The 13,811-nt window shown below is 73.2% G+C and carries 10 protein-coding genes; 2 read left to right on the forward strand and 8 right to left on the reverse strand.

What is annotated here, in order from left to right:
* Positions 1–183 precede the first annotated feature (183 nt).
* Complete coding sequence (locus tag OEIGOIKO_RS09650; RefSeq protein ID WP_246177284.1) at positions 184–780, forward strand: ScbR family autoregulator-binding transcription factor; 597 nt, start codon at positions 184–186, stop codon at positions 778–780.
* A gap of 212 nt (positions 781–992) precedes the next feature.
* Positions 993–1,997, forward strand: a complete 1,005-nt coding sequence (locus OEIGOIKO_RS09655; protein ID WP_125053701.1) for a ScbA/BarX family gamma-butyrolactone biosynthesis protein — start codon at positions 993–995, stop codon at positions 1,995–1,997.
* Positions 1,998–2,001: 4 nt separating this feature from the next.
* On the opposite strand, the gene OEIGOIKO_RS09660 is transcribed toward OEIGOIKO_RS09655, so the two are convergent.
* The 8 genes from OEIGOIKO_RS09660 to OEIGOIKO_RS09695 all read right to left on the reverse strand — a co-directional run bounded on the left by OEIGOIKO_RS09660 (position 2,002) and on the right by OEIGOIKO_RS09695 (position 13,805).
* Positions 2,002–4,326, reverse strand: a complete 2,325-nt coding sequence (locus OEIGOIKO_RS09660; RefSeq protein WP_371858905.1) for a bifunctional salicylyl-CoA 5-hydroxylase/oxidoreductase — start codon at positions 4,324–4,326, stop codon at positions 2,002–2,004.
* On the reverse strand, positions 4,311–5,138 hold the full coding sequence (locus OEIGOIKO_RS09665; RefSeq protein WP_125053703.1) for an enoyl-CoA hydratase family protein: 828 nt from the start codon (positions 5,136–5,138) through the stop codon (positions 4,311–4,313). Before OEIGOIKO_RS09665 ends, OEIGOIKO_RS09660 begins: the two co-directional genes overlap by 16 nt.
* Before the next feature lie 144 nt (positions 5,139–5,282).
* Entirely contained in the window at positions 5,283–6,767 is a 1,485-nt protein-coding gene (locus OEIGOIKO_RS09670; protein WP_125053704.1) for an amino acid permease, read from the reverse strand.
* Between the two features lie 238 nt (positions 6,768–7,005).
* Positions 7,006–8,007 (reverse strand): ornithine carbamoyltransferase, encoded by a 1,002-nt coding sequence (gene argF, locus OEIGOIKO_RS09675; RefSeq protein ID WP_125053705.1) that lies wholly within the window; start codon positions 8,005–8,007, stop codon positions 7,006–7,008.
* A 143-nt stretch (positions 8,008–8,150) separates the two neighbouring features.
* Positions 8,151–9,374 (reverse strand): arginine deiminase, encoded by a 1,224-nt coding sequence (locus OEIGOIKO_RS09680; protein ID WP_125053706.1) that lies wholly within the window; start codon positions 9,372–9,374, stop codon positions 8,151–8,153.
* A gap of 119 nt (positions 9,375–9,493) precedes the next feature.
* A complete protein-coding gene (locus tag OEIGOIKO_RS09685) occupies positions 9,494–11,602 on the reverse strand; it encodes a hypothetical protein (RefSeq protein ID WP_125053707.1) in 2,109 nt (702 codons plus the stop codon).
* The gene (locus tag OEIGOIKO_RS09690) at positions 11,599–12,696 is read right to left on the reverse strand and encodes a TRAFAC clade GTPase domain-containing protein (RefSeq protein ID WP_125053708.1); all 1,098 of its coding nucleotides are present in this window, start codon (positions 12,694–12,696) and stop codon (positions 11,599–11,601) included. Before OEIGOIKO_RS09690 ends, OEIGOIKO_RS09685 begins: the two co-directional genes overlap by 4 nt.
* The gene (locus tag OEIGOIKO_RS09695) at positions 12,693–13,805 is read right to left on the reverse strand and encodes a protein kinase family protein (protein ID WP_125053709.1); all 1,113 of its coding nucleotides are present in this window, start codon (positions 13,803–13,805) and stop codon (positions 12,693–12,695) included. Before OEIGOIKO_RS09695 ends, OEIGOIKO_RS09690 begins: the two co-directional genes overlap by 4 nt.
* Positions 13,806–13,811 lie beyond the last annotated feature (6 nt).

A 13,811-nucleotide genomic window follows, 5' to 3' on the forward strand; every position in this document is an offset into this window, starting at 1 on the left:
TTCCGGCGGGCTCCGGCGGAGGGCCGCCGGCCAGCCGGTTTCAATACCGCATGGTTGGCTTTTTTAACGTGCCGAAAATAGACTGACGGACCGGACTCGTAAGGTTGCCCCCAAGCACGACCCCCCTCGAAGAGCACTCGAAGAGCATACGGAGGACGATCGGTGGTCAAGCAGGAACGCGCAGTGCGCACACGACGTGCCGTCCTCGAAGCGGCGGCCCAGGTCATCGGCACGCGCGGGTACGAGGCGGCCACGATGGCGGAGATCATCCAGCGGGCCGGCGTGACGAAGGGCGCCCTGTACTTCCACTTCGCCTCCAAGGACGCGCTCGCCCGCGCCGTCATCGCGGAACAGACCGACCCCTTCATTCCGCAGGTCACCGACTCCCGGCTGCAGGACGCCATCGACTTCACCCACCAGGTGGCGATCGGCCTGCGGGACGATCCGCTGCTCCAGGCCGGCACCCGGATCGCCGTCGAGACCACGTTCACCGACGAGCCGCTGGTCCCCTACCAGGCGTGGATCGACATCGTCACGACGATGTTCGCCGACGCCAAGGAGAAGGGCGAACTGCTCCCGGCGATCGCGCCGGACCGGGCGGCGGAGTTCTTCGTCTCCGCCTACATGGGGGTGCAGCTCTTCTCGCACGCCGCCTCCAACCGCCTCGACCTGCCCGAACGCGTCACGGCACTGTGGAAACACATCCTCCCCGGGCTGGCCTCGCCGGGCGCGCTGAGCCATCTCGACCCGCACGGCCGCTCGGTACGGACCGCCGCCTGACGCCTCCTCGGGCCGCACCCCCGCACCCGCCGCCGCCCCAGCTCCGCTCCGACCGCCGTCACCCCCTCCCGTACCGGCCGCCACTCTTGGTAAGAAAGCCGGTGCAAGCACTAGAAAACAAACCATCCGGTTTGTATCTTAGGCCGCGTCGGTCCGCCACCGAGGCGCACCCCGTCCGAGCGGAGTGCGCCGCTACCAGGGAGGGAACCCGCATGGCCAGCGCCACGCTCACCGCGCCGTCCACCGCAGCAGACCACCGTCCGTCCGCCGGACGGGAGCACCGCAGCCTCTCGGACCTGCCGCCGCTGACGACGACCGTGCCCCGGCAGTACGTGCACCGGACCGCCGTGTCCGAGGTGTTCCTGACCGGCTGGCGCCGGGCGGGGTCCGGCGCCTGGGTGGTGAGTGCCCAGTGGCCGCGGGCGCACAGTTTCTACGGCCCCGTCGACGGTCTGCACGACCCGATGCTGCTCGTGGAGACGATGCGGCAGGCGAGCATCCTGCTGGCCCACGTGGCGCACGGGGTACCGCTCGACCACCCGATCATCTGGCAGGACCTGCGGTATTCCGTCAACCCCGAGGCGCTGCGCGTCACCGGCGCACCCGCCGAGACGGAACTGCACATCACCGACCACGCGCTGCTGTACCGCGGCAGGCGGCTGGCGGGCGCGCGACTGCGGTTCCACGTCCTGCGCGACGGCGCCGAGCTGGCCACCGCCGAGCTGCACTTCGCCTGTCAGACCCCCGCCGTCTACCGCCGCCTGCGCGGCGAGTACAGCGACCTCCAGCGGGCCAACGCCCGCACCCTGGACCTGGCCGAGCCGGTCGCGCCCCGCCTCGTGGCACGCGACCGCACCAACGACGTGGTCCTCTCCCCCACCGGCCGTGCCAACCGCTGGCAGCTGCGGGTGAACACCGCGCACCCGGTGCTCTTCGACCACCCCGTGGACCACGCCCCGGGCATGCTGATGGTGGAGGCCGCCCGGCAGGCCGCGCACGCCGCCGCCGGGCCCGGCTTCTCGCTGCCCGCCGACATGGAGTGCTCCTTCCACCGCTACGGCGAACTGGACGCCCCGTGCTGGGTCGAGGTGACCCCCGGCCACGACGGGCGGGGCCGCCGCCTCCTCGACATCGACATCCAGCAGAACGGCCGGTCCGTCTTCACGGCCCGCACCGCGAGCCGGTCCACCGCCGGCCGGTCCACCCCTACCGGCTGAACGCTCAGCCCAGCGTCAGCCGCGGCTTCGGCGCGTCCGTACGGCCGGTGGGCGGGGTGCGGCTGCCGGCGCGGTACGGCAGGGGCCACGTCGCTCCCGGTCCGGTGTAGCCCTGTTCGGCGGCCGCGTGCAGGGTCCAGTGCGGGTCGTACAGATGGGGGCGGGCCAGGGCGCACAGGTCGGCGCGACCGGCCAGGACCAGGGAGTTGACGTCGTCCCAGGAGGAGACGGCGCCCACCGCGATCACCGGGACGCCCAGGCGGTTGCGGATGCGGTCGGCGAAGGGCGTCTGGTACGAGCGGCCGTACTCGGGCTGCTCGTCGGGGACGACCTGGCCGGTCGATACGTCGATGGCGGCGGCCCCGTGCGCGGCGAAGGCGCGGGCGATCTCCACCGAGTCCTCGGCGGTGGTGCCGCCCTCGGCCCAGTCGGTGGCGGAGATCCGTACGGTCATGGGCCGCTCGGCGGGCCAGACGGCGCGTACCGCGTCGAAGACCTCCAGCGGGAAGCGCAGCCGGGCGGCGAGGTCGCCGCCGTACGCGTCGGTGCGCCGGTTGGTGAGCGGGGAGAGGAAGCCGGAGAGCAGGTAGCCGTGGGCGCAGTGCAGTTCGAGGAGGTCGAACCCGGCGCGGGCGGCCGACCGCGCGGACCGTACGAACTGCTCGCGGATGCCCCCCAGCTCGGGCTCGGTCAAGGCGTGCGGTATCTGGTTGACGCCGGGGCGGTACGGCAGCGCGGAAGGCGCCACGAGCGGCCAGTTGCCGTCGGGCAGCGGCTGGTCGATGCCGTCCCACATGAGGCGGGTGGAGCCCTTGCGGCCGGAGTGGCCGAGCTGGACGCCGATGGCGGTGCCGGGTGACCGGCCGTGCACGAAGTCGGTGACCCGGCGCCAGGCCGTCTCGTGTTCCGGCGTGTACAGGCCCGTACAGCCGGGGGTGATACGGCCCTCGGGGCTGACACAGACCATCTCGGTCATCACCAGCCCGGCACCGCCGAGCGCGCGGGCGCCGAGGTGGACGAGGTGGAAGTCGCCGGGCGTGCCGTCGCCGTCGGCGGAGTACATGTCCATCGGGGAGACGACCACCCGGTTGCGCAGGGTCAGGCCGCCGAGCCGGAACGGCGTGAACATGGGCGGGGTGCCGTCCGGGACCCCGGCCTCCTCCTCGACCGCCGCGACGAAGTCCGGGTCGCGCAGCCGCAGGTTGGCGTGGGTGACGCGGCGGCTGCGGGTGAGCAGGTTGAAGGCGAACCGGCGGGGCGGCTGGTCCACGTACTCCGCCAGTTCCTCGAACCAGGCGAGGCTGGCGCGGGCGGCCCGCTGGGTGGAGGCGACGACCGGCTGCCGCTCGGCCTCGTACGCGGCCAGCGCGGCGGGGAGATCGGGCTGCTCCGCCAGGCAGGCGGCCAGCGCGAGGGCGTCCTCGACGGCCAGTTTGGTGCCGGAGCCGATGGAGAAGTGGGCGGTGTGCGCGGCGTCGCCGAGCAGCACCGTACGGCCGTGCGACCAGCGCGCGTTGACGACGGTACGGAACGCGGTCCAGGCGGATTTGTTGGAACGCAGCGGGCGGCCGCTCAGCGCGTCGGCGAAGACCTTGGCGCACCACTCGGCGGACTCCCGCTCGTCGCAGCGGTCCAGGCCGGCCCGGCGCCAGACCTCCTCGCGCATCTCGACGATGACGGTACTGGCGCCGTCCGGGTGCTCCGGCCCGGAACCCGCCCGGGCGTACGGGTAGCCGTGCAGCTGGACGACGCCGTGCTCGGTCTCCGCGATCTCGAAGCGGAACGCGTCGAGGGCGAAGTCGGCGGCGAGCCAGATGTAGCGGCAGCGGTGGGGGGTGACGCGCGGGCCGAAGACGTCGGCGTGTGCGGCGCGGGTGAGGCTGTGCACGCCGTCCGCCGCGATCACCAGGTCGTGTCCGGCGGCCAGCTCGGCGGCGGGCGGGGCCTGGGTACGGAAGTTCAGCCGTACGCCGAGGGCGCGGCAGCGTTCGTGGAGGATGCGCAGCAGTGTACGGCGGCCGAGGGCGGCGAAGCCGTGCCCGCCGGAGGTCAGGGTACGCCCGCGGTGCACGATGTCGATGTCGTCCCAGCGGACGAACTCGCGCTGGAGCGCACGGTAGACCTGCGGGTCGGCGTGTTCGATGCCGCCGAGGGTCTCGTCGGACAGCACGACGCCGAAGCCGAAGGTGTCGTCGGGGGCGTTGCGCTCCCAGACGGTGACGTCGCGGTCCGGGTCCAGGCGCTTGAGGAGGGCGGCGGCGTACAGGCCGCCCGGGCCGCCCCCGACGACGGCCACCTTCCGGGCGGCCACCCCTATTTCCCCTGCCACTTCGGGGGCCGCTTCTCGGTGAAGGCGGCGTGGAACTCGGCGTAGTCGGCGCTGTTCATCAGCAGCGCCTGGGTGGCGGCGTCCATCTCGACGGCGGCGCCCAGCGGCATGTCCAGTTCGGCGGTGAGCAGCGCCTTGGTCTGGGCGTGGGCGAGCGCGGGCCCTTCGGCGAGCCGCTGGGCGAGGATGTGCGCCGCGGCGTCCGCGCGGCCCTCCTCGGCCAGTTCGCTGAGCAGGCCGATGCGTTCGGCCTCGGGGGCGCGGACCGGTTCGCCGAGCATCAGCAGCCGGGTCGCGTGGCCGAGGCCCACCACGCGCGGCAGCAGGTAGGCGGCGCCCATGTCGCCGCCGGAGAGGCCGACCTTGGTGAAGAGGAAGGCGAAGCGGGCCGAGGGATCGGCGACGCGGAAGTCGGCGGCCAGGGCGAGCACGGCACCGGCGCCCGCCGCGACGCCGTGCACCGCGGCGATCACGGGGAACGGGCAGTCCCGTACGGCCCGGACGACCTGACCGGTCATCCGGTTGAAGTCGAGGAGCTGCGCGGTGTCCATGGCGAGCGTGGCGCCGATGATCTCCTCGACGTCCCCGCCGGAGCAGAAGCCACGGCCTTCGCCGCCGAGGACGAGGGCACGCGCCGACCGTTCCCTGGACAGCTCGGCGAGCAGGTCCCGCAGATCGGCATACGCTTCAAAGGTCAGCGCGTTGAGCTTGTCCGGGCGCGCGAGGGTGACGGTGACGATGCCGTCTTCCCTGGTCACGCGGATGTGCTGCCATGCGTCGGTGGTACGGGCGGAACCTGTGAACGGGCTCATCGGGCAACTGCCCCCTTCAGCCGGACGGCTGGTGCAGACACGCAATCGCGCTTCGAAGTTATCACCGTTGTGTGACCGTCGTCATGAGTGCGCGATATCCGGCCGGTGGCGTCGGAGGCGGGCGCCGAGGGTGGGCGCGGGGTGTCAGCCGAGCGTGTCGTGGCCGGTCACCGAGGTCGGGCGGGTGTCGCCGGACCCGGCGGCCGGGGGCCCGGCAGCACCCCGGCCCAGCCGGGAGTTCCGCCGCCCGTACAGCGCGTAGACGAGCGCGCCGACCACCAGGAACCCGGCGAACTGGAGCCAGGTCGCCGGTCCCGTCCCGTAGATCAGGTAGGCGCAGAAGGCGATGCCGAGCACCGGGCTGAGCGGGAAGAGCGGCACCCGGAAGCGGCGCGGCAGGTCGGGGCGGGTGCGGCGGAGCACCATGACGCTGACGTTGACGACGGCCATCACGGCGAGCGTGCCGATGGTCGTCAGATTCATCACGACGTCCAGCGGGACCACCGCGGCCGGGACCGCGAAGAGCACGGCGACGATCCAGGTGCCCGCCACCGGGGTGGAGGTCTTCGGCGAGATCCGCTCGAAGACCCGCGGGACGAGGCCGTCGCGGGACATCGACATCAGGATGCGGGTCTGTCCGTACATGACGGCCAGGACGACGGAGGCGATGGCGACGACCGCGCCGAAGGCGATGACGCCGCCGCCGACGGCGGAGCCGGTGACCTGGTTGACGACGAGCGACAGGGCCGCGGGCTTGTCGCCGACCTCGTCGGCGGAGAGCGCGCCGATGGCGGAGAGCGCGACCACGCAGTACAGGACGGTGACCAGACCGATGCAGATCATGATCGCGGTGGGGATGTTCCGGCGCGGGTTCTTCACCTCTTCGCCCGCCGTGGTGATCGCGTCGAAGCCGATGTACGAGAAGAAGGCGACCGAGGCGCCGGAGGTGATGCCGGCGATGCCCTCCGGGGCGAACGGCGTGAGGTTGCCGTCCTGGAAGGCGGTGAAGGCGATGGCGCAGAACAGGACGAGGATGCCGAGCTTCAGCACGGCCATCGCGGCGGTCGCGCGGGCGCTCTCCCGGATGCCGCGCACCAGCAGCACCGCGGCCAGCAGCATCACCACGACGGCCGGGACGTTGACGATGCCGCCGTCGCCGGGCGGGCTGGACAGGGCGGCGGGCAGCTGCCAGCCGACGAGGCTGTTCAGCAGCTCGTTCAGGTACTGCCCCCAGCCGACGGCGACGGCCGAGACGGAGACGCCGTACTCCAGCAGCAGGCACCAGCCGACGAGGAACGCGGTGCGCTCGCCGAGCGTGGCGTACGCGTAGGAGTAGGAGCTGCCGGACACCGGGATCGCGCCGCCCAGCTCCGCGAAGGAGAAGGCGGTGAAGACACAGGTGACGGCGGCGAGCACGAAGGAGACGAGGACGGCGGGACCGGACCGGGCGACGGTGTCGGACAGGCCGACGAAGATGCCGGTGCCGACGATGGCGCCGATGCCGAAGCACACGAGCTGGAAGAGGCCCATGGTGCGCTTGAGGCCGTGGCCTTCGAGATCCGCGCCGGATTCGGCGACGAGGACGTCGGGGGACTTGATCCGCAGTCCGGACGGACCTGACGGAGGCATGGGGTGGTTCTCATCTCTGGTGGAGCGTGGTGCGTGGTGCCGGGTGCGGCGCGCGGCGGGGTGGGCCGCGTACCGGGCGGGACCGGGGCCGGTGGGCCCGTACCCGTGATTCCGTTCGATGGTAGCCCGTATGCCTGCATGATCGCCCATGGGGTCGTATAGCCATGCAATACGGGCGTACGGCGCCGCGCGGCGCAGGGCCGCGCGGCGCAGGGCCGCGCGGCCCGGACGGCGGCTCTCAGGCCAGGGTGGCGACCAGGACCGCCTTGATCGTGTGCAGCCGGTTCTCCGCCTCGTCGAAGACGACCGAGTGCGCCGACTCGAAGACCTCGTCGGTGACCTCCAGGGAGGTCAGCCCGTGCCGCTCGAAGATCTCCTGGCCCACGGCGGTGCCCAGGTCGTGGAAGGCGGGCAGGCAGTGCAGGAACTTCACGTCCGGGTTGCCGGTGGCGCGCAGCACGTCCATCGTGACGGCGTAGCCGCCGAGCAGCGCGATCCGCTCGTCCCACACCTCCTTGGGCTCGCCCATCGAGACCCAGACGTCGGTCGCGACGAAGTCCGCGCCGCGCACGCCCTCGGCCACGTCCGCGGTGACGGTGACGCGGGCGCCGCTGTGCGCGGCCAGCTCCTTGGCCCGGGTGACGACCTCCTCGTCCGGCCACAGGCCCTGGGGCGCGACGATCCGTACGTCCATGCCGAGCAGCGCGCCCGTGATCAGGTAGGAGTTGCCCATGTTGTAGCGGGCGTCACCGAGGTAGGCGAGGGCGATCTCCGACAGCGGACGGCCGGGCGCGTGCTCCTTCATCGTCAGCACGTCGGCGAGCATCTGGGTGGGGTGCCACGCGTCGGTCAGGCCGTTGAAGACCGGGACGCCGGCGTACGCGGCCAGCTCCTCGACGACCGACTGCGAGCTGCCCCGGTACTCGATGGCGTCGTACATCCGGCCGAGGACCCGGGCGGTGTCCTTCACCGACTCCTTGTGCCCGATCTGCGAACCGGCGGGATCCAGGTAGGTGGTCGAGGCACCCTGGTCCGCGGCGGCGACCTCGAAGGCACAGCGGGTGCGGGTGGAGGTCTTCTCGAAGATCAGGGCGATGTTGCGGCCCCGCAGGCGCGCGACCTCCTCGCCCGCGCGTTTGGCGGCCTTCAGCTCGGCCGCCAGATCGACGAGGCCGTGGAACTCCTCGGCGCCGAAGTCCAGCTCCTTGAGGAAGTGGCGGCCCTTGAGGTCTGTCGCCATGGGGTGGGCTCCTAGGTCGCGGCGATCGGGACACTGGAAGTGTATACGACAGCCCGCATCCCTATTCAGGGCGGTCGACGGTCCCGGCCCCGTACGACGCCGCGCCCCTCCCCTGCTCTTCCCCGCCCAGGACGGCTCCTCCCCTATACAGGGTCGCGTTCCACCGGGCAGCTCATGCAGCGCGGGCCTCCTCGGCCGCGCCCCAGCTCACTGCCCGGAATGGTAATGACCTCGATGCCGCGCTTGCGCAGGAAGGTGTTGGTGGTGACATTGCGCTCGTACGCCACCACCACGCCCGGCTCGACGGCCAGCACGTTGCACCCGTCGTCCCACTGCTCACGCTCGGCCGCGTGCACGTCCTGCGTCGCGGTCAGCACCCGGATGTCGTCCAGGCCCAGCGCCGCCGCCATGGCCCGGTGCATGTGCTCCGGCGGGTGGTCGGTGACCTTCAGCTCCTGGTCGCCGGCGCCCGGCTCGATCGTGTACGAGCGCAGCATGCCCAGCCCCGCGTACTGCGTGAACGTTCCGCCGTCCACCATCGTCATCACCGTGTCCAGGTGCATGAAGGCCCGCCGCTTGGGCATGTCCAGCGCCACGATCGTCCGGGCCGACCCCGCCGCGAACAGGCCGCGCGCCAGCATCTCGACCGCCTGCGGGGTGGTCCGCTCGCTCATCCCGATCAGCACGGCCCCGTTGCCGAGCACCAGCACGTCGCCGCCCTCGATGGTCGACGGATAGGCCGCCTGCCCCTCCGACCAGACGTTGAAGCCGCCGCCCCGGAACAGCTTGTGGTGCCGGTAGATCGCCTCGTAGTGCACGGTCTCGCGCTGCCGGGCCGGCCAGCGCATGGCGTTGACGGACACCCCGTCGTAGACCCACGCCGAGGTGTCGCGGGTGAACAGGTGGTTGGGCAGCGGGCGCAGCACGAAGTCGTCGAGGTCCATCACGTGGAAGCGGACCGAGGTGGGCTCCGGGTGCGCCGCCAGGTACTCCCGCTTGGTCATCCCGCCGACCAGCGCCTCCACCAGCTCGGGTACGGCCATCGCGTCGAAGACGGCCCGCAGGTGGTCGGTGGCCAGCGGCCCGTACTCCTTCTCGTGGAAGACCCGGTCCAGGACGAGCGTCCGGGCCTCGGGAACCTGAAGGGTCTCGGCCAGCAGGTCCGCGAACAGGTGCACCTCGACGCCCCGGTCCCGGAGGATGTCCGCGAAGGCGTCGTGCTCGGCGCGCGCCCGGCGCACCCACAGCACGTCGTCGAAGAGCAGCGCGTCCTTGTTGGTCGGGGTGAGTCGCTTCAGCTCCAGATCGGGGCGGTGCAGGATGACGCGGCGCAGCCGCCCGGCCTCGGAGTCGACATGGAATCCCATGCCCCCATCTTCGCCGCTGAAGGCCCTCGGCGGAGGGTCACGGAACGGCCGCGACACGGGTTTCCGCTGCCGCCGTACTTACGGCCGGGGCCCAGGCGGGCGCCGGGCGGGCACGCCGCCTAGGAACTCGTCACGGCGATGACGGCGATCATGATCACGGCGACGGCCACCACCATGAGGAGCGCGCCGACCCATATCTGGCCGGCCGGAGCCGCGTCCCGATCCCGATCCCGGTTCCGGTCCCGGTTCCGGTCCGGCGGGTCCGGGTCCCGTATGCCGTCCGGCGCGCGGCCGCCGCGGAAGCCCGGTACGTAGGACCGGAGGCCGCGCCCGGCGCTCCGGCCGGCGAGCCCGCGGACGCCTCGCCGCGCCCCTTTCCGCACCGGCGCGGCCGCCATCGTCGTCGAGGCGCCGGGGGTCGCGCCGGTCTGTGTCGTGCCGGTGTGTGTCGCGGCCCCGAACAGCGCCCGCCAGCCCTGCTCGCCGAAACCGGTGGGTCGGCCGTCGTCGAGAAGGAGCCGCAGCACTTCGCGGCCCAGCCCGTGGTCGCCGTGCCACAGGTCCGGCAGGACCTGCCGCAGCAGGCCCGGGAGCTCGCCCTGGTCGCCGTACGGACGCACCAGCCCGTCGTACAGGCGCACGGCGGTGTGCACCCGCCCCTGGCCGTCCGGACCGGTGACCGGGTACTCGGCACGGCGATCACCGTACGGGCCGAGGAACAGCCGGGCCTGGAGCAGCCGTTCGCCGACCTCCTGGGCGTCGGCGTCGGAGCGGTGCGGAGCCCGGAGGATCAGCACCCGGGCCACGCGGTCGGCCTGCTGGGCGGGGAGGCCGCCGCCGAGCACCTCCAGGAGCACCCGGTCCGAGCTGTCGGCCAGGTACTCCCCGGCCTCCGTGCCGTCGCGGCGCAGGACGCCGTCGAGCACCTGGGCGCTCACGCCGCGGGCGAACCCCGTGTCGGCGCGGACGACCTGTGAGGCGGATGAGGCGGAGGCAGGGGATGAGGCGGAGGCGGGAGATGAGATGGACGAGGCGGATGAGGCAGGCGAGGCGGACGGCCCGTAGGACGGGTCGTAGGACCGGCCGCCCCCCTGGTCCTGATCCTGCCGCAGGTTGTCGAACACCGCGGCGTCGTACGGCTGCCCGCCGTACCCCGTGCTGTCGTACCGCTGCTCCTCCCGGGCCCGGTCGTACAGCGGCTCACGGGACTCGGCCGTCCGGCCCGTGCGGGTGCGGCGGTGGTCACCGGCGTGGCCGAGCCACTTCAGCGCCTGGTGCACCAGGCGTACCCGTTCGTCGAGGCGTTCCTCCTCGAAGACGTGCCGCTCGGCCAGTGCGCGGCGGGTCTCCCGCAGCGCGCCGGGATCGTGGCGGATCTCCATGTAGTGCTCGGCCAGCCGGGCGGCGGCCTCCCCCGCCGGGTCGCCGTGGTCCGACGAACGGCCGTCCCGGCCGTCCCGGCTGTCCCGGCTGTCCCGGCCGTCCCCGCGGCTCGGCCGGGCGGGATCCAGGCGGGTCACCTGCTGGTCCTGCGTGGCCGACACGGGCCAGCTCGGGACGAAGACGTAGCGGAACGGTCCGCTGTCCCGGGTGTCGTGGGTGGCGAACGACCAGCCGGGCAGCGCCCGGCCGGCCAGGCCCCACAGCGCCCACAGGACATGGACCGGCCCGTCGCCGCCGGTGTGGTCCAGCACGGACAGCCGCTGCCGCGGCTCGCGCAGGCGCCCGGTGAGCACCGCCGCCAGTTCGGCCTCGAACAGCTCCGCCCGCTCGGTGAGTTCCGGCGCCGCCCGCTCGGTGGCCGCCCGCAGCGCCTGGGCGGGTACGCACTCCAGGGACCGCCCTTCGGCCTCCAGCAGGTCGATGCCGCTGCCCTCCCAGCGCCAGGAGTGCAGGCCCAGGCAGCGGCCGGGCGTCAGCACGGACGGGCTGCCCAGCAGCGCGTGGGAACAGGTGCTGGGGCGCCCGCCGTGGTCCTGGCCGGGGATGCGGCGGATCAGCAGGACCGAACTCTCGGCCCCGCGCTCGCCCCGCAGCTCCACCCGGGCCAGGCTTTCGCGGGCCCCGTCGCCGGGCACGCTGAGCAGCGTGGCGACCTTGCGGTAGATGGGCCCCAGCCCGTCCCGGTTGCCCGACCAGGCGACCGGGCCGACGCCCGCGCCGCCGACGACGAGGTCCGCGTCCCAGCGGAAGACGATCTGGTGCACCGGCGCGTCGGTCCCGCTCACAGTCCCACCTCCTGGGAATCGGCTCCCGGCAGGAGCCCGCACATCGCGAAGATCGACAGCAGCGGGGAGAGCACCCGCCTCGGCCGTACGCCCTGGGGGAAGCCGCCCGCGTCCTCCTGGCCGCCGGTGGCCGACGCGAAGTGCAGGGTGCACCGCGCGCAGTCGCTGAACGGCTTGAGCCAGGCGGGCCCGCCGTGGTGGCGCAGGAAGGCGTACACGTCGCGGCTCTCCTCGCGCAGGGCCCGGGCCGTCGGCCGGGCGCTCTCCGGCGCGGTCAGCCAGCGCGCCACGGCCGGCTCGAAGCGGATCAGGTCGCTCTTGCCGACGACGACCGCGGCCGCCTTGTCCACGTACGGCCGCCCGTCGCGCGGCACCCGGTCCAGCACGGTGCCGAACGAGCGGTCGCCGAGGTCGTCGGTGCGCTGCTTGGTGCGTTCGCGTACCGCGTCCAGGTACGGCAGCGGCAGCGCGCGCAGCGGGTCGACCACGAAGAGGAACGCGTCGACGGCGGCGAGGAACCGGGTCACCCGGCCGGTGCGTTCCAGGTCCTCGCCCGACAGGTCGAAGAAGACCACGGGCCGGGGACGTGCCGTGCCGCCCCCGCCGACCAGCAGCCCGTCGGCGAACTCCGCGAAGTCCGTCTGCTCGGTGTGCGCCAGCATCTCGCCGGCCCGCAGCTTGAGCACCCGCTGGTCGAGGTAGGAGCGGTGCGACTCGGTGTGCAGCGGAGTGGCCTTGAGGCCGTGTGCGTCCAGCGCGCCGCGCTCCACCTCGCCGATCATCGAGGCGAGCAGATGGGTCTTGCCGGCGCGGGAGCTGCCGACCAGGGCCACGGTCAGGGGTTCGCCGTTGGTGAAGTACGGGGCGGGCAGGTAGTGGTCGTGCATGTTCGCCGAGTTCCCGCACTTGTGGAACGCCTCGCGCACGGCGTCGTCGCGGCGCAGCTTGTTGGCGCCCTCCTTCTCCAGGCCGAGGGGGACGAACTTGTACTCGTCGTTCCGCACGAACAGTTGCTTCTCGTCGTAGCGGATCTTGTCGAGGCAGTACGGGCACAGCACGCGCCGGGCGCCGGGCTCCTCCTCTGGCGTGCTCACCGGCGCCCTCCCGTGCCCGTACGGCCGGTGCCGAACAGGGCGCGCAGCCCGCGGCCCGGCGCCCGGCCGCCGGGACCGGCCGCCGCCTCCTGGTCGCCGTTCAACCCCAACTCCGCTCTCTTGCGCGCGAGTTCCTCGTCGAAGGCCCGGCGCCCCGGCTCCAGGGAGTCGGCCGGCAGGGGGCGGCTCTGCAGCGGGTCCTGCCGGTTGAGCATCCGCAGCACCTCGACGGGGTGGCCGCGCTCCGCCGCCCTGGGCGCGAAGGCGGTGGACAGCATGCCGAGCGCGGGCAGCCGCGCCAGGTCGCGCGGCGGCCCGTCCGGCTCCCCTTCGCGGCCGGTGACCAGGTGGTACATCAGCTGGGCCACGCTCCACAGGTCGTCGCGCGGGTCCGCGGTGCCGTGCCCGGCGCGCTGCTCCGGAGGGGCCCAGGGCGCCTCGCCCAGCGCCTCGCGGGGATGTCCGGCGCGGGTGGCCAGACAGGGCTCGGGCAGCCGGACATGGCGGCCGTCCCACCGTACGGAGTGCGGGGTCAGCCCGCGGTGCACGACGCCCACGGCCTCCAGCAGCCGGACGGCCAGCACCAGTTCGCTGCGGATGCGCTCCTGCTCCTTGACCGTGGCCCGGCCCGCGAGCGCCGCCAGCGGGCGGCCGCGCGCTGGTTCGTAGAAGACGAACGGCTCGCGTACGTCCAGGTGGTAACCGCCGAGCCGGGCGAACAACTGGTGGTACGGGGCGTCGCCGAACGCCCGGCGCACGGCGAGGCCGACGCCCACCTCCGCCTCCAGCCGGTCGCGGGCCCGGTGGTCGCCGCGCACGGTGTGCGCGAGGCGGTACTGCATCACCCGCCAGTCCTCGCCCAGCGTCATCGGCCTGGCGCGCAGCCCGTGCCGCTGCTGTCCGGGCGGCAGGTCGCCCCAGTAGGCCGCCGACAGTCGGGCGGGCGCGCCCTCGTCGGTGAAGAAGGCCAGTTCCACGCGGTCGCGGGCCGGGCGGCCGCCGTCCCGCGCGGCGGTCGCCCCGGGCACCCCGTCCTCGGGCACGGTGCCGTCGTCCGGCGCGCGGTCAGGCGCCCGTACCGCGTTCCGCCGGTCCGCCCACTCGTCCATGACGTC

This window comes from Streptomyces paromomycinus (assembly GCF_003865155.1).
GTDB lineage: Bacteria > Actinomycetota > Actinomycetes > Streptomycetales > Streptomycetaceae > Streptomyces > Streptomyces chrestomyceticus.